The following is an 18654-nucleotide window of genomic DNA, read 5'->3' as shown; positions in this document are numbered from 1 at the left end:
GATTGGTGGTAATTTTTTCTAAAAACCACCAATTCCCGTTTAACCCCCACTGATTAGTTGTCTAAATTTACAATAAAAATCAGTAGATTGGCCGAAATGTCATTATGGCATTCTAATTGCTAATTGAAAGCACTTTGGGGTTACCTGCATCTATCAGGTATGTGTTTGGCGCTTTCTAGGTAAGAGAATCATTATGCTCATGCATAAGTTTAAACTTGGCGATAATAGTGAATATTTAGCTGAAGATTTTATCGATGGCTATTTAGTTAATCCGCTTTTTCTGAACGGATCGGTCCCTAAATCGCCTTTTATTATTCGCACTGCACATAATTTTTCCGTGCATTGCTTAATAGATGGCTGCCTGAAGTGTTGTGGCGTTTTCGATAATCTCGATCAAGCCTTATGCTCCGCTAAAAAATCCGGCCCATTTGGCATAGGACGATTCAAGAACAATGAGTTGTCCCATCCGGAATGGGAATGGGGCTTTTGTAATTCTTTAAAAGCTCTCTCTAAATTGCATTGATTCCTGATGCTCTCTAGCCCTTTAATCAGGGGCTTTTTTTGCCTTTTTCCAGTTGGATTGTCAATCAGCGCCGAAAATTTGCCCGTAAATAGAATCGCCGCGTTCCCGGATGTAATCAAGCAGCACCAGACTGTCGTTCACAACCACACCGCTGGCGGCGATCATGCCGACCAAGGATTCCACGGATAGCGGCAAACCGGCCAGCCAGTGCGCCAGAACCGCACCGCGCCGCACCAGGCCACTGGCGCGGCCAGCAAAAATATCAACGGCTTCAGGTAAGACCGGAACGGCACGGCGATCAGGGCGTAAATCACGACCAGCGCCTGCACTTTGAGCACGCAGTGGCGGTCCTGCCGGATCAGCTTCGCGTAGCCGGGCGTTGGGTTCACTGTCGCCAAGAAACCCAGCAGCGCCGAATCGCTGCCGGTAAAGACTGATCGGCAGGGCGCGCAGATGATCCAGCGCCAGATTGCGGACAATTTGGTAAAGGAAAGGGCGCGGCTGGTTGATTTCGTGGATTGTTTAGGCATGCAGCATTTTCAAGTATGCCTCGTGCGCCAGATCTTCCGCCGTTTGCGGACAGCAGCAAAGTCGGGTTACGCTATCGCTAACCCGACCTACTTGATTTAATGGCGGTGACTGTTCGCCTGGAATAAACACTGGCTTTCCATAAGCCAAGCAGACTACTGTTCTACCGTTACGAAAGCTATTTTTGTGATGCCCGCATGCTGAACAGTCGCCATTATTTCGGCCACCTTGGCATAAACCACGGCTTGATCGGCGTACAAGTGCACGCCGGTCTCGGGATTTTTCACTGTCTCATCCTTTAACGCGGTTTCCAGCGTGGCGAGGTCAGCCATAGGCTGTTTGTTGAGTGTGATGATCCCTTGCGCATCAATGCCCAACTGCAAGGGCTGCTCTTTCACATCCGCCGTGGTCTCGGTAGTTTTCGGCAACGCCACATGCACGGATTGCGTCAGTAGCGGTGCTGTAACCAATAAAATGATCACCAGCACCAGCATCACGTCTACCAGCGGCGTGACGTTGATTTCGCTCATCGCATCTTCGCTGTCCGATTGCGTCTTAAAGGCCATGGTTACGCCCTGCCTTGCCTGTCGGCGCTAAAGACGATGTGCATGAAGCCGGCGACGAAGTTTTCCAGGTCGGCGCGGTGCTGTTTGACGCCGCGCATGAAGAAGTTATAGGCCAGTACCGCAGGCACGGCGACGGCAATGCCGATGGCGGTGGCGACCAGGGCATCGCCAATGGGGCCGGCGACCACATCCAGGCTGGACGAACCGCTTTGGGTAATCTCATGCATGGCGTGCATGATGCCCAGGACCGTGCCGAACAGGCCGACAAAGGGCGCGGTGCTGCCTATGCTGGCGAGCATGGTCAGGCCGGCTTCCATCGCACGCTGCTCCTGCTGCATGTGGATAAGCAGCGATTGCTCCAGCTGCTCGGTCGGCTCCCCCTGATATTTCAGGTGTTTGCCTGATGCCTGCTGGCTGCCATCCAGCCAGGTGAAGCCTTTTGTTGCAATGCGGGCTTGCGGGCCTCTGGCCAGCGTTTCAGGCAAGCCCCGGGCGGACGCAAGATTCGGCGCATCCCAAAACGCGCTGTTAAAGCGGCGGTTGTAATAACCGTTCTTGCCGAATTGCCAGAGCTTGAACAGAATCAGCGTCCAGGTGATCACTGAAAAAGCCAATAATGCATACAAAGTCCCGTCGACAATCAATTGGGGAGCAATATGGTAAGGCATGCCTTCTTTTCTCCTAACGTTCTAAAGTAAAATTAATGGGTACGATCACCGAGCTGGCTACTGCCGTATTGCCCCGTTTGGCGGGATTGAACCGCCATTTCCTGACCGCCTCGACAGCCGATTCATCCAGCGCCTCGAAACCGCTGCTGCTGTGTATGGCGACGGCCTCGCTATAACCTTCGGCAGACACGCTTACCCGTAGCCGTACCGTACCCTGCCAGCCGCGCCTTTTGGCAATGGCCGGATATTTCGGGGGAGGATTGAAGCCGTAGTTGGCGTTGACGCTGGCTTCGGTATAAGGCGCTGCATTACTCGGTGCCTTGCTTGCTGACGCTGTAGCCTTGGAGGCTGCGCTTGAGTTTTGCGAATTCGACGGCTGCGCTGTCGATTCCACAAGTGAAGGCGCAGGCAGCTTCTCTTCGGCGATCGCCTCTGTTTTTGGCGGTTTCGCTTGTTTGGGCTTTTCCGGCGCTTTTTTCTTCAAGGTTTTTTTGACCGGCGTTTTTTTCGGTTTGGGCGGTTCAACCGGCTTGGGCGGTGCCGGCGGAGCGGTTACGGCTTTTGGGCCCGGCGCTGAAACCAATGACACTTCCATCATCAATGGCTGCGCCATCGTGACCGGCTCCTTCGGCTGCAACAACCATTGGGCGGCCCAGATATGCAGCAGCATCACCAGAACAAGCAGCAAACTCCCGATCGAGCGAGGCTTTTCTTCTCCGGTTAAAGCTTCAAACAAGGTTCGCTTTTTGCGCACGACCGATGGCGCCGCACCGCCCAGAAGCGGTAAATTCTGCCCGATCAAGCCCTGTTCGTGGTTGTTGAATAAATACATGGGAAATATGCCTTCCTTAATTTGCACCAATGCCAGGTGTTGTTCACCACTATGCCGGATAACGGCGGCCCAGCCTGCTGGCGCTTTATTATTATTTGGTTAGTCAAGGTAACGCAGGTGCGAACGGCATCGTTAAAAATTGTCGAAGCCTGCTCCACCAAAGCATGTCATGAATTTTTATAACCTCATGGTATTGGTACAAATCGCCGCTGCAGCCTGCTGAAGCTGAGCGGCTTTCTCACTCGTCCTGCCGCTTGCAGGAAAGCGTGTTTAAAAGCGCCGTGAGCCGCTCCAGCTTCACATCCACTTGCGTTACATATTCCCTGAGCTGAATCATTTGCGCCTGAATATCCTTGGCATTCTCATGGACATGCTGGAAATGAACCTGAAAATACCGAGGCAACGGAAACAGGTCCAGCAAGTCATCACCCTCGTGAACCCGGCGCTCCTCGGACATCTTTGGGGGCTTGGAGCTTCTCTTGCGTTCTTGCGCCAGCTTTGATGTTGTCATGCGTCCTTCCTCGCTTCGGTAGTTATCGGTCTTATCGTTTTTTTATTAAGACAGAGCAATCCTCTAAATGCCTATCAGCAATAACATTAAGTCGCCCCATAAGTCACGGACAGCCAATGCTTGTGATTCAGTTAATCCATCCCTGGATTCTGGACGTCATCCTGACGTTTTTTCTTGGGGTGCTAGAAGCTCCGAACAGCCGCATTTTGGGAGGGAATAACAGCTATTTCAGAACTTCATCTTTTAAGACGTTTCAGATACAAAAATCCCTCACCTTAAAAATAAAAAATTATTTTTTAAGCGGATTGTAAAGGGTTGTAGGGTACGCATCGCGTACCTTCTCAAGGTCTAAATCAAGCCTCAAAAAGGTACGCAATGCGTACCCTACGGGGGGTGGCGGTCTGATGCTTTTGGCGTTAACCGATGATGACGAGCCAGTCGCTCAGGTGTGTAATCCTGACTGACAGGCTCTTTTCCAGCGTTTCGAGGATGTGCGCCGGATCGCGCAGATTGATGCGGCCGTTGATTTTCAATTGGCGCAGGCTGTTGTCCTTGAAAATAACCACGCCGTTTCTGTAGCGCTGCACTTGTTCAATGACATCGCCCAGGGCAATGTCTTCGAAGACCAGATAGCCGTTCAGCCAGGATGTCGTCAGTTTCGTATCGAGCCTGCCGGTTGCGCTGTGTCCGTCCCGGTCAACCGATACAGCATCGCCGTCATGCAGGACAACCGACTGCCGCCAGCGCTGGCCGTCCGTCACTTCGACGCGGCCGGACAATACTTTGACCTCATCGCTGTGGCCTTTTTCGTGCACGAAGAACCGGGTGCCCAATACGCGCGTGATAGAATGGTCGCCATGAACGACAAAAGGCCGACGGGCATCGGGCTGCACATCGAAAAAAGCTTCGCCCTTCAGCAACTCGATGGTCCGCTGGCCGCCCTGCATCGTAACCGCCAGCGCGCTGTCCGTGTTAAGCGTGACGACGGAACCGTCCTCCAGGCGCACGGTTTTCTGTTCGCCGACCTTCGTCGCATAGTCGGCCTGGAGCAACACGGTCAGTTCAACGCGAAAGACAAACGCCAGCGCCAGGCAGGCGGCCATAGCCAGCAGCAGCCGTTGTCTAGGGCGCGCTTCTTTTTTCAGGCAGGAAATTTCGGGCGGCTTTGTTTCAGCCTCGCTTAATGCCCGCTTCAAAGCGGCATCGCCCCACAGCATGCATATATCGGCATACGCCTGCCGATGCGCGGGATCATGAGCCAGCCAACGCGCAAACACGGCTTTTTCTTCATCGGCGACATTTTCAGCACGCAACCGCACAAACCAGGCGGCCGCCTGCTCGTCGACCAGATCCTCGCTCCCCGATTCCTCATTAAAATCATTGTCGTGCTTCATATTCGGCATACCTAAACTACTATCAGGACTTACGCAAGCCTGTTGGTAGGCGAAGTCGCCCCACAGGTTTTAAACCACTTGTTTCAGCGGTTGAACAGATAAACTGTGCAAGTCCCTGTCTATATTAATAGACGATTATAATGCTATTTTTCCTCACTTATTTACTGCTTAATGTTCTGGCTCCCCGTCCCCGGAAGCTCAACCCCTGCCAGTTAACGGATCAATCGACTTCGGGTTTCAGCGTCAGCCTGTGCTCGGCCTTGCCGGCCAGCAGCGCGATAGGCAGGCCATTTACCCAGTGGCGGTGCTGATCGCGGTAATAAGACGACAGCGGATGCCCCGACTGGCCGCCGGGCATGTGCATGATGCCTTCGTCGAGATGCGCGGGCGAAACGACCAGCCGCTGGCTGGCGCCGAAAGCCGGGCCGACCGCCCGCACGCAATTGGCGCAGCCGGCCAGGGCGTCGGCCGGCATGTCCAGCAGAACCCCGAGCAGCGGCATGGCCGTGGAGAAAGGATGGCCGATTCGGGCCTTGTTGACCTGGCCCCAGGTCAGTTCGGACAGCGCCGTATCGGGATAGTCGGTCTTCAGTTGCTGGGCACTGCGCGTTAACTGGCCCAAGATGAAGTCATCCCAATTATGGTAATGGACCGAATCCGGCAGCAGCTGCGGCACTTTCTCGGTGAGCATGGCCTGCAGAGGCGTGTCGATATAAGACCAGGCATAGTTGAAATTTTTATCCATGCTTCGGCTGGCTTCCAGGAACGGACTGAACACGCTTATCGCCAGCTGCCGCCGAAACCGCTCCAGCAGGGCAAATCCAAGACTGTCCGTATCGGCCCTGCCGTTCCAGGCCCGCAGCGTGTCGCGCAGTTCCTGCAGTTCCGGTTGCCGCTCAATCGTCTTGGGCGACAGCACGTCCAGCGCCAGTTGCCGATAAAACCCGTAGAATTCGTTTCCGGTATCGAGCTGCAGCCCGAACATGGCCCCTTCATTGATGGCCGGCATCTCTTTGAGCCGCTGGGTGATGCGGTAGGCGCGGTATCCGCTTGCGAACTGGCGGCCGATCACATGCGGATACGCTTTGCCCAGGCGGCGGTCATTGGCCGATACCAGTATGCCGGCGGCGGGATCGATATCGCGCGGCAGCTGGCGCTCATCGACGTAGCCGTCCCAGCCGATCTTGCCGTCAGCCCAGGATTGACTGACCGAGCCATCGAAACCGACGCGCTTGGGAATCTGGCCCATGACTGTCCAGCCGATACGGCCCTGGTTATCGGCCAGCAGAAAGTTCAGCTGCGGGCCGCCGGTATGGTTGACGACCGCCATGGCCTGCTCCAGCGTTTCAGCCTGATCCAGATCCAGCAGTCCCAGATTGACGATGGTGTCGTCGAGCGCGCTCCAGTGCACGGCGACCGGCTTGCCCAGCAGCGGCTCCTGGGCCACAGGCCCCCAAATGCTGCGCCTGACGGTCACCTGCAATGGCGCGGCATCCTTGACGCGAATGGTTTCGCTGATCTGCTCAAACGGTTGCCATTTATCGCCGACGCGGTATTGATTCGGATTTTGCGGATTAATCTCCAGGCTCACCAGATCCAGGAAATCGCCCGTCAGATTGGTTCCGCCCCAGGCCAGCCGTTCATTGCCGCCGGCGATGAACACGGGCATGCCGGGCAAGGTCACGCCTGCCGTGCGGCCGGAGCCGTAATCCATTTCGGCGCGGTACCAGGTATTGGGCACTGAAATACCCAAATGCATGTCGTTGGCCAGGATAGCGCGCCCGTCATGCGTTTTCGCGCCGCTGACCACCCAGGCATTGGAGCCGTCCACCATATCCCGCAGCTGCACGGCTTCGGTGAGTTTCAGCGCCGCCGGCGCATGCCGGGCAAGCGCAATCTCCAGCGAAGCCACAGGAATGGGTCGGGCAGGCCGGTAAGGTTCGGCGTCGCCATACAGGCTATCGGTGAAACGATCGGTATCCGGCGTCAGGAAAGACACGACATCGGCCGGCAGGCTTTTCTCCATGACCGTCAGCATGCGTTCTTCTTTCTCTGACCCGGCCGTCAGATTGTCGAACATGCCCAAAGCCACCAGCAGGCTGTCCTCCGGCGTCCAGCGTTCAGGACGGTAATCCAGGGCCGTGAATTCGAAAGGCAAGGCCCGTGCGTTATCGATATAACTGTTGACGCCATCGGCGTAAGCTTCGAGATAGCGCCTATGAGCCTGCGGCAGTTTGGCCACGACGGCTTTTGCGACGCGGGAAAAACCGTAGGTTCGCACTCTGATGTCATTATTGACGGCGATCTGACCGAACAGCTCGGCGAGTCGGCCGGCATTCTTGCGGCGCATCAGATCCATCTGAAACAGGCGGTCGCGCGCCGTGACATAGCCAAGCGCCCGCAGGGCGTCGCCCCGATCGCCGGCCTTGATCACGGGAATGCCGTGGCTGTCGGACGTTACCGTGACGGGCGCGGACAGCCCCTGCACCCTGAACTCGCCGTCCTGCGGCGGCAGCGACCGTTCCAGGAACAGGAAGCCCGCGCCGAGCCCAAGCATACTCACAACTAAAAGAGTGAACAGGGAATAAAAGAGTAGTTTTCGAATTCGTTGCATGAATGTTCCGGTTTTTGTGCCTTCTTAAAGTTATGCAAAAATTACCACGAAGGTCACAAAGATGCAGGCCTGTAAAACTTCGGGCCCTGTATTATCGACAGTTTGGGCCATATCGATTTATAGACCGGTATAAGGCGGGTGTAATTCCAGGCAGCCGTCAGAAAATAGGGGTATTTTCGTCCTGCGCCCGAATTGCCTCCCCTGAGCAGGCTTGAGATACATAGATTAGAGGGCTTCTTGCAGAGCCTGCCGTCTTTTTAACTGAACTGTGTTATTTAGCGCATTATGATGCGTGAAATCACTTATTGATGAGCATGTGTGTAAGCTTTGCCAACATCATTTTCGCCTGGAAAAAAAACAGAATCAAATCTCATACCTGCCTGAAACTCATGGCCCGGCGCCGCAATAACCTTTCTATTGCTAATGTTTCTATTGTTTTAGGCATAAAAAATGCTTTTCAGCATTCAAGCGCAGACGTGAAATCGCGCATCGTTAAACGCTCATTTTTTCCGGGCGATCTTTATCAGGCCATTAACGACCAAGGAAGAGAAATTGAACATAGAAGCTCTTTACCGGCAACATCAAGACGAATTGATTTACCATGTTTTCGGCATACTGCATTGCCGTGATATCGCTGCGGATATTGTTCAGGAAAGCTACATCAAATTGTCACGCGAAGCCGAAAGGCAAAAGATCGAACATCCCCGCAGCCTGCTGTTCCGGATCGCCCATAATCTGGCGCTCGATTACCTGAAGCACGTAAAGGTGACGGAAAGCTACGCGCAGTCCGAGGATCCGGCCCTGATTCCGGCGACCGAATCGCCATCGGCCGAACAATTGGCATCGGAAGCCCAGAGGCTGCATCTTCTAAGGCAGGCCATAGACGAATTGCCGCCCCGCTGCCGCCAGGCTTTCATTCTGCATAACATCCACGGCATGCCTTATCGCGACATAGCCCAGGCGCTAAACATATCCGAAAGCGGCGTCGAAAAACACATCATGAAAGGCTTGCTGCACTGCCGCAAGCAGATGAAAAAACGGCTGCCGGAATAAAAATACGGCTGAAGCGCCTATCGCAAAAGAACCGCTTGCCGGCCAATAACCAACATGAGGTCTACCCGCTGTTAAGGCAGGCGCCAATGCGGGAAATGATCAGAGACAGGGGCATGACTGTGCCCCGCCCGAAACCTGAAAAACAGGCTCTATCTAAATTTCCAGTTCCATATCCAGCACCAGCGGCGCAAACATCCCTCTGACGCTATCCCGGACAAAAGCGGGCGCTTTTCCAGGTGAGCCGGCGTTATAGGGCGGCGCCGGATCATATTCCGCTTGCAGCTGAATGGCTTCAGCATATTCCTTGCCGCGCAAAGCGCCGACAATTTGCAGGCCCAAATCAATCCCGGCCGTAACGCCGCCGCCGGTCACCAGATTGCCGTCCCAGACCACGCGCTCGCTCACGGGCGTCGCTCCGAACTTTTTCAATAATTCCAGCGTTGTCCAATGGGAAGTGGCCTTTTTGCCTTTCAGCAGGCCGGCCTTGCCGAGCAGCAAACTGCCGGTGCAGACGCTGGCGATGTATCTGGAATTGGCCGCTTTGGTTCTGATGAAGTCGATAAACGGTTTGTTTTTCATGGCCGCCAACGTCCCGGCTGCACCGCCCGGAACAAACAAAATATCCAGGTTAGCCGGACATTCGCTCTGCCTGTGCGTAGGAACAATTGAAAAATTACCGCAAGACACCGGCGTCAGGTCATCGGTGGGAGAAATCAGACACACTTCGGCGCCCATCATGGCGGTAAACAAAAACTGCGGATTAATCAGATCCGGGGCATAAAATCCGGGGTATAAAAGCATCGCAATTTTTTCATTCCCCATCATTTTTACGTCCGGATCGCTCATGAAAGCTTTATGGGCCTGCATGGAATCCGATTGAGCCTGGATTTTTCGCTGTTCATCGTTTTCGGCCGCTTTGACGCTGTTGCCCAAAGGGGCGAGAAAAGCGGCAAATAATGCCAGCTTGGTAAATTGTCGACGATCCATAAAATAGTCCTGATTCGTGGTATTAATGTAAATCCCGATGGACAGATTAAACAGCCATCGGGAATTGCCGAAAACGTCAGAAGATCACTGAGCCGCTGAAATAGACGGTCGTGCCCTGGGAAGGCGTCACGCGGGTATCGAAGTAATTCAGCCGCTGAAAATAATCGTTGTCGGTCAGATTCTTGATCGAGACGCCCAGCTTGTAGGCTTTTGTCCTGTAAGCGATATCCGCATCTATGGTGTAAAAGCTCTCAGTGCTGAATAAATTGGCTTTGTCCACATAGGCGCTTGATTGGGCATAAATTCCGGAACCTATGCTCCATCCTCTCAACATCGCGTCCTGAAAAGCGTAATTGGCCCAGAAACGGCCGGAATGCTTGGGCACGCCCGGCAGACGGTTGCCGTCAGGCACGCCTGCCAGACTGTCGGTGAATTCCGCCTCGGTAAAGGCATAATTTCCCAACAAACTTAAGCCTCCTGTTACTTGCCATGTCGCATCGGTCTCGATGCCCGTCGAACGCTGCTGCCCTTTAGTGACCGACCGGAATTGAGCATCTGTAAAATCGGTGACCCTGACGTTTTCCCGCTCAATCTGGTAGACCGCCAGTTGTCCTGTCAGCTGCTCGGCGATATCAAACTTTATGCCCGCTTCGATCTGATTGGAAAGCTCAGGCTTGGGCGTCGAAGCATAATTGGCGCCGCCCTGGCCGCGCATGCCTTCGCTGTAGTCGACAAACAGCGAAAATTCATCCGTTATGTCAATAAGCCCGCCGACGTTAGGCAGGAAACGTCCCTCATCGGAATTGAATTTTGACCCGCTAGCCGTGTTGACGAAATCGGTCGTGACATTGGCTCTGCGCACGCTTGCCAGCAAGTGCAGGCGGTCATAGATCGTGCTTTGCAGCTGCACATAGCCGCCATAAGTCGTGTTTCGGGTAAATTGAGTTTGTTGACGCGTGCCCGGATAGCTGTACGGAGTCGAAAAGGTCGGAGCGGCCAGGTCTACAAAGGCGACGGGCATCATGTCGAAATCCATGAAGCCGTCGTCATCCAATTCGGTGAAGTCGGCGCCCAGCAGTACGGTATTCTTGGTCGGGCCCAGATCGAATTTAGCCGTTCCATAAACCTGCACGCTTTTTTCTTCCTGCTCTTGGCCCAGCTCGCTGTTGACCAGCCCCCATGTCGACGGGGGAACGAGCGGTTGATCGGCTCCGAAGCTAAAGCCCTTGCCGAGCAGATTCTGCGACAGGGTATCGAATTTGGAATGGGAATAGCGTCCTTTGGCGGTGAACGACCAGATATCATTCAGCTTGTGGTCCAGCGTGCCCCAGACGCCATAGAATTCCGAGTTGCTCTTTGCGATATCATCCGGGCCGATGAACAGTTCCGGCCGGATCCTGAAATTGCCCGCAACGGTGCCGGTCGCCGGCAAGCCCTGGTAGTCCTGCTGCTCCCAGCGTGAGAACTTGCCCTGCAGGGTGAAAGTGGTATCGTCGTTGTTAGTGAAGGTCAGGGTAGGATTGACATTGAACCGGTCCGTATCGAGCACGTCGATGTTGCTGCTACTGTTCGTGTATTCACCCGTGAACCGGAACAGGACGTTGTCGTTGATCGGCTGGTTCAAGTCCACAAACGGCTGGGCAAAATCATACAGGCCGGCTTTGACCCCTACTTCATAAAACGCTTCCTTTTTCGGCAGCTTGGAAACCAGGTTGATCATCCCGCCCACCGGAGAACCGTTGCCGCCGGCGTAAAGCACCGCATTGGCGCCTTTCAGCACTTCAATCCGCTCGATATTGACCATGCTGCCCTGGTCTCCGGCATTCAGATACTGGTTAAAGCCGTCGATGAACTGCCGTGCCGCGAAGCCACGGATCAGGGTAGGTTCAAAATTGGGAGAGACTGTTGAAAGGCGCGGCACAACACTGCTCACGTTGCGCAAGCTTTCTTCCACCGTAATGGTTTGCTGGTCATCCGTCACGGCCTTTGGGATGACCTGAATGGACATCGGCGTTTCCATGATCGGCGTATCGGTTTTGGTGGCGGTGGCCGCATGGGTGACGGTATAAGCCGTGGAATCGTCCGCCTCGTTTTTTCCTACTACGGTCATCGCCTGCAATGTGGTCGCATTCACCTTCTGCACCTGGCCCTGATGGCTTGGCGCTTCCAAAGTGATGGTCTTGTCATCGCTGTACCGGTAATTGAGCCCGGTGCCTTTCAGCAGCTGCCCCAGCGCCTGTTCCGGCGTATAACTGCCGTTAAGCGCGGGCGCCTGCAGGTGTTCGGCGACCGCGCTGTCATAAAGTACCTGCAGCTTGGTGTCGGCGGAAAAGCGGATCAATGCGGTCGATAAAGATTGCGCCGGAATATTGAATTGCACCGCTTTGCCGGCATCGGCGGCATAGCCGTCTTGTCCGGCGGCAAGCAGAATGGCCAGAACCCCTGCCGCTTTGATAGTTTTTTGCCCCTGTTTACGGCCTTTTGATAATTTCATGCTGTATTTCTCTTTTTTGTTATCAAGCGTTACCTATGACTAAAGACGACGAGTCTTGGATTTTCCCTTAGCCGAAGTTGAAAAAAATGCAAGGAAGTTTGAAATTTTTTATGGAAGACGACTTGGCAGCTAAACCGCTTAACTTATCCGAACACATCCGAGCAGCGCCTAATAAAGCAGAACCAGGCGCTCGGACAGGCTCAGGGCGTTTATCTTTAACGTTGCCTTGATCCCGTCAACCGCAGCGTTCGGCTCATTGGTATCGAACACGCCGCTGACGATGCGTTCTTTCAGTTCCGGGTTGATGAGCAGAATCTGGCCGCGCCGGTAACGATTGACTTCATCGACCACCGTCGCTAAGGGCTGACGGTTAAAAATCAATTGTCCGCGCTGCCAGGCCAGCGCTTCCAGGATATTGGCCGGCTTGACCGGCCCGATCCGGCCCTGTTGATAGCTGACCTGCTGATTCAGATGCACCAGAACGGCTTGATGGGCATTGTTTGAAGAGACTTCCACCGTTCCTGCGCTGACGATCACGCGCATGGCGTCGGCAAAGTCCCTGACGCTGAAAGCCGTGCCTACGGCGCGGGCGCTGGCTGTGCCGTTAGTGACGATAAACGGGCGGCTTTTATTCGGCGCCACGTCGAAATAGCCCTCGCCGCGCAGCAGTTCGATCCGCCGTTGTGCCGCCGAGAAATCCACGTTCAGCGCCGTATCGGTGTTCAGCGTGATCCGTGAGCCGTCATCAAGCGCAACGGTCAGGCGCTCGCCCGGTCCTGTGTGATAATCGCTTTGCCAGTTCTGGTAGAGTATCGTCAACTGATTGGACAGCAGCACGGCAATCCCCAAAATCAGCGAGGAAGCGGCCATGAAGCGCCGGGAATGCGGACTTTTATTCGCCAAAGGCGGCGACACCTGCTCGGCATCGACTTTTGCCTGCGCCCGTTGCGCGGGCGCTTCCAGCATTTCCCAGAGCACCCGCATCCTGTCATAAGCCCTGGCATGTTCCCGGCTTGCCCGATACCAGCTTTTGAAGCGGGCCTGTTCTTCGGCCGTCACATCATCCGCCTGCAGGCGCACAAACCAGGCGGACGCCTGCTCGGAAACACATGGGGGCTGCTCTGAAGGGTTCTTGATGGGCATGGCCGGGTATTGTAGTACCTCAATAAACAGAAAAGGACATGTCAATAAGACGTCTGACAAGCGTCTTTCCCTTATTACGGAGGAACTATTTTTGTTCTGTCATCCGGAGCGGGTCAGTCAATCTGTTTGCGGATCTGCTCGAGAGCCTTGCGCATGTGACTTTCCACGGTACGGGGCGAGATGCCAAGCGCATCGCCGATCTCCGTATAACTTTTGCCTTCCACGCGGCACATCAAGAAGACCTCGCGGCATTTCGGCGGCAGACCGTAAATGATCTGTTCAAGCATCTCCAATTGCTGACGGTTGGCCAATACGGTCTCCGGCTCGGGCGCCTCGCAGATGAAATCGTCCGTAACCGGCCCCGCGTCGCGCTGAAGCAGCCGTGCCCGGCTGCGAAGATGGTCAAGGGCAAGATTATTGGCAATCCGAAATAAATAGGCGCGCATATTTTCGATAGTGTCCGCTTTTCGATGGCGGGCAACACGCAAATAAGTTTCCTGAGTTAAATCCGTTGCGGTTTCGGCGCACTGTACTTTGTACGTCAAAAATTGCATCAAATCCTTTTGATGCTGAAGAAAACACGATGACAAACTCTGATCGGGAAATAAATTCATCGTCAAATCAATTCCTTTGATATTCAAGAATGATGTTGCTATGGAAATTAAGAAGGGGAAATCCCCTTAATCTTTTTAGCAAATACAGTGCCAACTACGACAAAACCTTTAAGTTATGCGGCCTGGCGCTCATTCCATCAGTTAGAACGGTTTCGTGACAAGTCATAAAAACTATGTCATATGCCGCACTTGATAGGTTATATGACATAGTTTTTTAATTTTAGGCTGACGCAAGCAATGCGGGGACGAATCCACCAGCAGGCGCTCCAGGCGCATTCGATCTGCCGTAGGTGCGAATTCATTCGCACTGCCTGTCTATCTCGGGTTGCCCCGGGTCGAATGAATTCGACCCTACAACTGCGTAACATCAGTTTCTAAAAAGAGCGCAAAGCGTCCTTTACGATAGAGCGTTTCCCACGGTTATTTTTAATGGAGGCCTGGCGCGCCTGCAGGCAGATAAAAAACGGCAGCAGGATAAAAATAATGCTGAGGTTAAATGGCCTGCCGGTCGTCTGATTCATTACTGAAGAGCATCAGTTTCCAGAGTTTTAATACGGAATCAACAATGAGCAACAATAACCAAGAAGACAACACTATCTATCGGGTCGTGGTCAACCATGAGGAACAATACTCGATCTGGCCCGATTACAAAGAAATTCCCGGCGGTTGGAAGACAGTTGATAAAACCGGCGACAAACAGGCATGCCTCGATTACATCAAGGAAGTCTGGACGGATATGCGCCCGTTGGGCTTGCGCAGCCAGATGTGGAAGGCTGCAACTGATCGCTGACTTTTAAGGCAATGGAATAAATAGGCCGGACTATGTGCAAATCTCTGAACTTGATTCTGACATTTCTATATGTTGGTTTAGATTGAGCCTAATAGCGGCCGTCTCAGTACGACCCAGGCCGTGTAAAAACGTCAAACAATGAAATACCTAATGTTTCCCGCTTTACTCTGCCTTACTAGAAACCTTCTGACGAGCACAACTATTTCAGCGGTTTTTTATCGACTGACCGATTTATTGCCTCAAGGATGCCTGATAGCCATCATGAGGGTTAAAAAATAACCATAAATGGCTCAGGCCACCATAGCTTCCCTCAAAGTCGCGATTCCCAAAATTTTCATTACCCGCTTGAGATTGTAGGCCAATACATGCAGGCTCATTTCCGTACTGACGTTTTTCAGGGTCCGGGTCAGAAAGTGGGTTGACCCCATCCAGGCTTTGAGGGTACCAAACGGGTGTTCTACGGTCTGACGTCGGATGCGCATGCTGTCGGGCGCTTGGTCCAGTCGTCTTTGCATGGCATCGAGAGTGTTTTCATGCTCCCAACGGCTGATGCGCCGCTGCTCGCTTAGCCAAGGGTGTCGATGCCCGTTTCTGGGAGTGACAGGGCTGACTCCCTTCGCTGTCATCCTCTGAAAGGCAGCTTAAACAGACCGTTTTTTGGAAAGAAACCGACAAAGCTCAGTAGAAATTTTTTTCTCTAGGTGTGGTCCTATATCTACAAACATCGTTGATAAGGCTAAACCTGTCGTAAGATAGGGGCAGAAAGTTACGGGTCCTGACCCAGGAAAGCCGAACTGCCGAAAGCGGCCCGCGTTAGGGTTGCTGTAGGGAGTTCGGCTTTTTTATTTTGCACGAAAACGAGTTCGTGTCTTAGAAGCCAAGGTTGGGGTTGGTTATTACAACTATCAGGAGATGTGTGATGTGTATTGCTAAACAACAATCAAAAATCATGTCGTCCAAGGCTCTATCCCAACCAGATGTAGAGCATAATAGGAGGATGCAAGCAATAAAGGCTTTTCTTGCACTCAGTTTCTCCACTCTCCTACTTTTGGCAAATCCGCGCGTTTCCGGAGCGCAATCGCCAACCTTGCCCACCCCAACTTGTGCGTGGCAGTTCGAATGGACACCCTTCGGCCTGGGTAATTGGCTCTGGCCGGACACGGCGAACCGCTGGTGGTACATGCCCATCGATAAGCAATGGCAACAGTTGACCATTACGGGTATTTACCCCAAGGCGCGGTTCTTCTCCTTGGCTGTCTATGACAATGCGCCAGTCTCTACCGGCTTGGCCGATCACCTGTTTGACGCGCAAATCGTGCCTGATCCGGGCAGCTGCAATCCGTTTGCGCCGGACAGCTGCAATCCGTCTGCGCAGCTTGATCCGACCTATACCGTCACGGTGGCGCGCAGCAACGACAGCGCCGACAACATGATCCAGTTGCATGCCGATACGGGGTGGTTGATATATCGCCTGTACCTGCCGAACGCGGGCGAAGGCTCCATGGGCGGGGTGCCTTTGCCGGAGATCAAAGTCACCGACGCGAGCGGCCAGACGACCACGCTGACGACCTGTCCGGTCGTCAATCGGCAGTCCGAACTCTCGCAGTTGCAGCCGCAGATTGTCACGGCGGAGTTAGAGAACCCACTAGAGCACTTTTCAATTCCGCCGGTAGCAGACCGTATCTGGTTCGGCGCGATAAAGAAGCCGCCCCCGTTTCTGCTGCCGAATCCCGACCAAAAATACCTGATCTCGTTCTTCATGCCTGAGTACAAACCGGATCGGGTCATTGTGATTCGTGGCAAGATGCCGGCCTTCCCCGATACCTATCATGGCAACCCCGTGTCGCAGCCTGCGCGCGGCTTCAAAACCGTCCAATTGCGCTATTGGGGGCTCTGCCAAGCAGAGCTGGTCTCGCCGTTGCCTGTATCCGGATGCACGACCGATGCGAACACGCCGCTCGATGGACAAGGCTTTTACACTATCATAGTTTCCAATGACGTGCTTCGGCCCGAGTGGCTGCCGAAGAGGGTCGTATGGCTTCCTTGGGGCGACGAAAAAATGGTGCCCAAGCTCATGTTCCTGCGCAACTTGCTGGCATCTGCCGACTTTAGCCAGTCCGTGCAGAGTGCCGTTGACCAAGGCTGCGGGTTCAATTTAACCTTCCCGACCCCGCCCGCGCAGGACGTAATTGAGACATCCGGCCGGTGCGCGCAGGAAGTGATGGGCGAGTACTATCCGGAAGCCGTCTGGTGCGACCGGCAGACGTTTATTTCGGGCGGTTGGCAAGCCTGTTTCCGTGCGGCTGATGTGCCTGTGAGGCCGGAACCGCAGTCAAAACGATCCGATAATTGAGCCAGATAGCGTGGGCAACTTCTCTTCGTTGCCCACTGTAACTGCTAACTGTTTCTTTCATAGGGTTCAATAGAGGCGCTTGGGTTGGCGGCATAGATCACATTAACCGACAGCCAGAATTTGCGGTACGACCTTGCCTATGAGGAGATAAGTAATAATCGGCTAAATGTAGCATGGCTCACATAATCAGCCTCTGAAAAACTTTGGGGCGATTCAGATTTAAGTGGAGGTTAACCATGAAAGTGTTCCACATTGGCGTCTTCGCCGGCCTTATTGCTCTGGCGCTGTTAAGTAATCCCACTGTCGCTCGCGCCCAGAATGTCCGAAACTGTGCGTGGCCGATCGAGATCTCGCCCGAGGGCTATGGAAACGCGACGGGGCCAGAATCTTTGGCTCGGTATTTCATCATCCCCTTTGACCCGCAACACGAAACCATGACGATCAAGGGCGCCTATCCCAATGCCCGGTATTTTTCCTTCGCCGTTTACCAAGATGAGACGCCAACCGCTATCGTAGGCGATCTTTATGATGCCCAAATCGCCCCCGATCCCGGCAGCGTGAACCCGTTTGTCCGCCCCGAGACTTCCCAAACCCGGACCGCTCACCAGCCGGTCAACGGGACCTATACTGTCGTCATCTCGCGCACCGGCCAGACTTCCGGGAATACCATTGGGGTTCCTCCAGACCGCTTCGTTTGGGTCCTGCTGCGGATATACATACCGAGCGCCGATCCATCCTTAAGCGGCCAAAGCCTGACAGGCGGAGTGCCCCTGCCCACCATAACGCTGACGAAGAACGGAATGAGCCAGGAGTTGTCCCAGTGCTCGCCAGTCAATGACTTGCGAGACGTAACCGCTTTACTCCAAGATCTCTTCAAGGGGATTCCGGCTTTGCAGGGGGGAGAAGGTACCCCGTCCTCCGATCGGCTGTGGTTTGGACCGATAATAATCCCACCGATGAGACTATTCCCCAACCCGCACAATAAATATATCGCCATGTTGCCGGGGGATAAGTACCAGCCGGGTCGCATTATCGTGATCCATGGCAAGGCTCCGGGTACCCCTTACACCTATGACGGCTCACCGATTTGGGAGCCGGCTCGGGGTTTTCGGACCGTCGACATGCGGTATTGGGCGCTGTGTAACCTCAATTTAGCGTTGCCGGTAACAAATGTTGATTGCACGGCTGATCTGACAACGAACCTTCAAGGCGGCGACTATACGATTGTCATGTCGGATGACCTGTTGCGCCCAGACTGGCTAGGGCCCAATATCAATTGGGTGCGATGGGGAGATGAGCACTATCCCAAGCTCATGTTCTTCCGTAATATGCTGCCGGATCCGAACTTCCCCTTCTCGGTCCAAAGAGCGATTGAGGCAGGCTGCACCTTTGACTTTAACTTGCCGGATATCCCGGCCAGCGATGACACCATAACAGCGGGCCAATGTGCCTCACAAGTGATGGGGGATTACTACCCGGTAGCCGCCTGGTGCGATAAATCGACCTTTGTGCGCGGCGGCTGGCAAGCCTGCATTAAGGAACCATAATCGAGAACAAGCCATTCGTCAGCCGCGTCGGTACTAA

General features: G+C 54.0%; 15 protein-coding genes, 2 pseudogenes and 1 riboswitch. Of the genes and pseudogenes, 5 read left to right on the top strand and 12 right to left on the bottom strand.

All coding sequences use genetic code 11. The features are described 5' to 3' along the window. The first annotated feature begins 193 nt into the window (after positions 1-193). Positions 194-523 (top strand): hypothetical protein, encoded by a 330-nt coding sequence (locus tag V2P20_RS17510; RefSeq protein ID WP_331820570.1) that lies wholly within the window; start codon positions 194-196, stop codon positions 521-523. Positions 524-625: 102 nt separating this feature from the next. On the opposite strand, the pseudogene V2P20_RS17505 reads toward V2P20_RS17510, so the two are convergent. The 7 genes and pseudogenes from V2P20_RS17505 to V2P20_RS17475 all read right to left on the bottom strand — a co-directional run. Beyond that, positions 626-897, bottom strand: a pseudogene (locus V2P20_RS17505) (efflux RND transporter permease subunit); the annotation flags it as partial. A gap of 309 nt (positions 898-1206) precedes the next feature. Further along, positions 1207-1617 (bottom strand): biopolymer transporter ExbD, encoded by a 411-nt coding sequence (locus V2P20_RS17500; RefSeq protein ID WP_331820568.1) that lies wholly within the window; start codon positions 1615-1617, stop codon positions 1207-1209. Between the two features lie 2 nt (positions 1618-1619). Continuing rightward, positions 1620-2285 (bottom strand): MotA/TolQ/ExbB proton channel family protein, encoded by a 666-nt coding sequence (locus V2P20_RS17495; RefSeq protein ID WP_331820566.1) that lies wholly within the window; start codon positions 2283-2285, stop codon positions 1620-1622. A 13-nt stretch (positions 2286-2298) separates the two neighbouring features. Next, a complete protein-coding gene (locus V2P20_RS17490; RefSeq protein ID WP_331820564.1) occupies positions 2299-3117 on the bottom strand; it encodes an energy transducer TonB in 819 nt (272 codons plus the stop codon). A gap of 238 nt (positions 3118-3355) precedes the next feature. Further along, complete coding sequence (locus V2P20_RS17485) at positions 3356-3628, bottom strand: hypothetical protein (RefSeq protein ID WP_331820562.1); 273 nt, start codon at positions 3626-3628, stop codon at positions 3356-3358. Positions 3629-4044: 416 nt separating this feature from the next. After that, on the bottom strand, positions 4045-5022 hold the full coding sequence (locus V2P20_RS17480; RefSeq protein WP_331820560.1) for a FecR family protein: 978 nt from the start codon (positions 5020-5022) through the stop codon (positions 4045-4047). Positions 5023-5242: 220 nt separating this feature from the next. Further along, positions 5243-7636: a penicillin acylase family protein gene (locus tag V2P20_RS17475; RefSeq protein WP_331820558.1), complete on the bottom strand. Its 2394-nt coding sequence runs from the start codon at positions 7634-7636 to the stop codon at positions 5243-5245. 552 nt (positions 7637-8188) lie between these two features. On the opposite strand from V2P20_RS17475, the gene V2P20_RS17470 reads away from it, so the two are divergent. Beyond that, positions 8189-8689 (top strand): RNA polymerase sigma factor, encoded by a 501-nt coding sequence (locus tag V2P20_RS17470; protein WP_331820556.1) that lies wholly within the window; start codon positions 8189-8191, stop codon positions 8687-8689. 153 nt (positions 8690-8842) lie between these two features. On the opposite strand, the gene V2P20_RS17465 is transcribed toward V2P20_RS17470, so the two are convergent. From V2P20_RS17465 to V2P20_RS17450, 4 genes are all read right to left on the bottom strand, one after another. Beyond that, complete coding sequence (locus V2P20_RS17465; protein ID WP_331820554.1) at positions 8843-9676, bottom strand: DJ-1/PfpI family protein; 834 nt, start codon at positions 9674-9676, stop codon at positions 8843-8845. Positions 9677-9752: 76 nt separating this feature from the next. Continuing rightward, entirely contained in the window at positions 9753-12170 is a 2418-nt protein-coding gene (locus V2P20_RS17460) for a TonB-dependent receptor (protein ID WP_331820552.1), read from the bottom strand. A gap of 168 nt (positions 12171-12338) precedes the next feature. After that, on the bottom strand, positions 12339-13373 hold the full coding sequence (locus tag V2P20_RS17455) for a FecR family protein (RefSeq protein WP_331820550.1): 1035 nt from the start codon (positions 13371-13373) through the stop codon (positions 12339-12341). A gap of 53 nt (positions 13374-13426) precedes the next feature. Then, positions 13427-13927 carry an RNA polymerase sigma factor gene (locus V2P20_RS17450; protein ID WP_194970987.1) on the bottom strand — a complete coding sequence of 167 codons (501 nt, stop codon included), beginning with the start codon at positions 13925-13927 and terminating at the stop codon, positions 13427-13429. Between the two features lie 565 nt (positions 13928-14492). On the opposite strand from V2P20_RS17450, the gene V2P20_RS17445 reads away from it, so the two are divergent. After that, a complete protein-coding gene (locus V2P20_RS17445; protein ID WP_331820548.1) occupies positions 14493-14717 on the top strand; it encodes an MbtH family protein in 225 nt (74 codons plus the stop codon). Positions 14718-15007: 290 nt separating this feature from the next. Here V2P20_RS17445 and V2P20_RS17440 read toward each other — a convergent pair. After that, positions 15008-15277 (bottom strand): annotated as a pseudogene (locus tag V2P20_RS17440) (transposase); the annotation flags it as partial. A 165-nt stretch (positions 15278-15442) separates the two neighbouring features. Next, a riboswitch (cyclic di-GMP riboswitch) is annotated at positions 15443-15519 on the top strand. Between the two features lie 285 nt (positions 15520-15804). Here V2P20_RS17440 and V2P20_RS17435 point away from each other — a divergent pair. Together V2P20_RS17435 and V2P20_RS17430 are read left to right on the top strand one after the other, a co-directional pair. Next, positions 15805-17070, top strand: coding sequence for a hypothetical protein (locus V2P20_RS17435; protein ID WP_331820546.1), 1266 nt, complete (start codon positions 15805-15807; stop codon positions 17068-17070). Between the two features lie 236 nt (positions 17071-17306). Continuing rightward, a complete protein-coding gene (locus tag V2P20_RS17430; RefSeq protein WP_331820544.1) occupies positions 17307-18617 on the top strand; it encodes a hypothetical protein in 1311 nt (436 codons plus the stop codon). Positions 18618-18654: the final 37 nt, after the last annotated feature.

It is taken from the genome of Methylobacter sp. Wu1, assembly GCF_036553575.1.
GTDB lineage: Bacteria > Pseudomonadota > Gammaproteobacteria > Methylococcales > Methylomonadaceae > Methylobacter.
The sequence above is the reverse complement of the archived record's forward strand: the minus strand, read 5'-3'. Positions and strand labels throughout refer to the sequence as shown.

What these genes read in the sequence shown, in the direction of transcription:
- V2P20_RS17510 (WP_331820570.1), top strand. Translation starts at nt 194, where the DNA reads ATGCTCATGCATAAGTTTAAACTTGGCGATAATAGTGAATATTTAGCT.
- V2P20_RS17500 (WP_331820568.1), bottom strand. Translation starts at nt 1,617, where the DNA reads ATGGCCTTTAAGACGCAATCGGACAGCGAAGATGCGATGAGCGAAATC.
- V2P20_RS17495 (WP_331820566.1), bottom strand. Translation starts at nt 2,285, where the DNA reads ATGCCTTACCATATTGCTCCCCAATTGATTGTCGACGGGACTTTGTAT.
- V2P20_RS17490 (WP_331820564.1), bottom strand. Translation starts at nt 3,117, where the DNA reads ATGTATTTATTCAACAACCACGAACAGGGCTTGATCGGGCAGAATTTA.
- V2P20_RS17485 (WP_331820562.1), bottom strand. Translation starts at nt 3,628, where the DNA reads ATGACAACATCAAAGCTGGCGCAAGAACGCAAGAGAAGCTCCAAGCCC.
- V2P20_RS17480 (WP_331820560.1), bottom strand. Translation starts at nt 5,022, where the DNA reads ATGAAGCACGACAATGATTTTAATGAGGAATCGGGGAGCGAGGATCTG.
- V2P20_RS17475 (WP_331820558.1), bottom strand. Translation starts at nt 7,636, where the DNA reads ATGCAACGAATTCGAAAACTACTCTTTTATTCCCTGTTCACTCTTTTA.
- V2P20_RS17465 (WP_331820554.1), bottom strand. Translation starts at nt 9,676, where the DNA reads ATGGATCGTCGACAATTTACCAAGCTGGCATTATTTGCCGCTTTTCTC.
- V2P20_RS17460 (WP_331820552.1), bottom strand. Translation starts at nt 12,170, where the DNA reads ATGAAATTATCAAAAGGCCGTAAACAGGGGCAAAAAACTATCAAAGCG.
- V2P20_RS17450 (WP_194970987.1), bottom strand. Translation starts at nt 13,927, where the DNA reads ATGAATTTATTTCCCGATCAGAGTTTGTCATCGTGTTTTCTTCAGCAT.
- V2P20_RS17445 (WP_331820548.1), top strand. Translation starts at nt 14,493, where the DNA reads ATGAGCAACAATAACCAAGAAGACAACACTATCTATCGGGTCGTGGTC.
- V2P20_RS17430 (WP_331820544.1), top strand. Translation starts at nt 17,307, where the DNA reads ATGAAAGTGTTCCACATTGGCGTCTTCGCCGGCCTTATTGCTCTGGCG.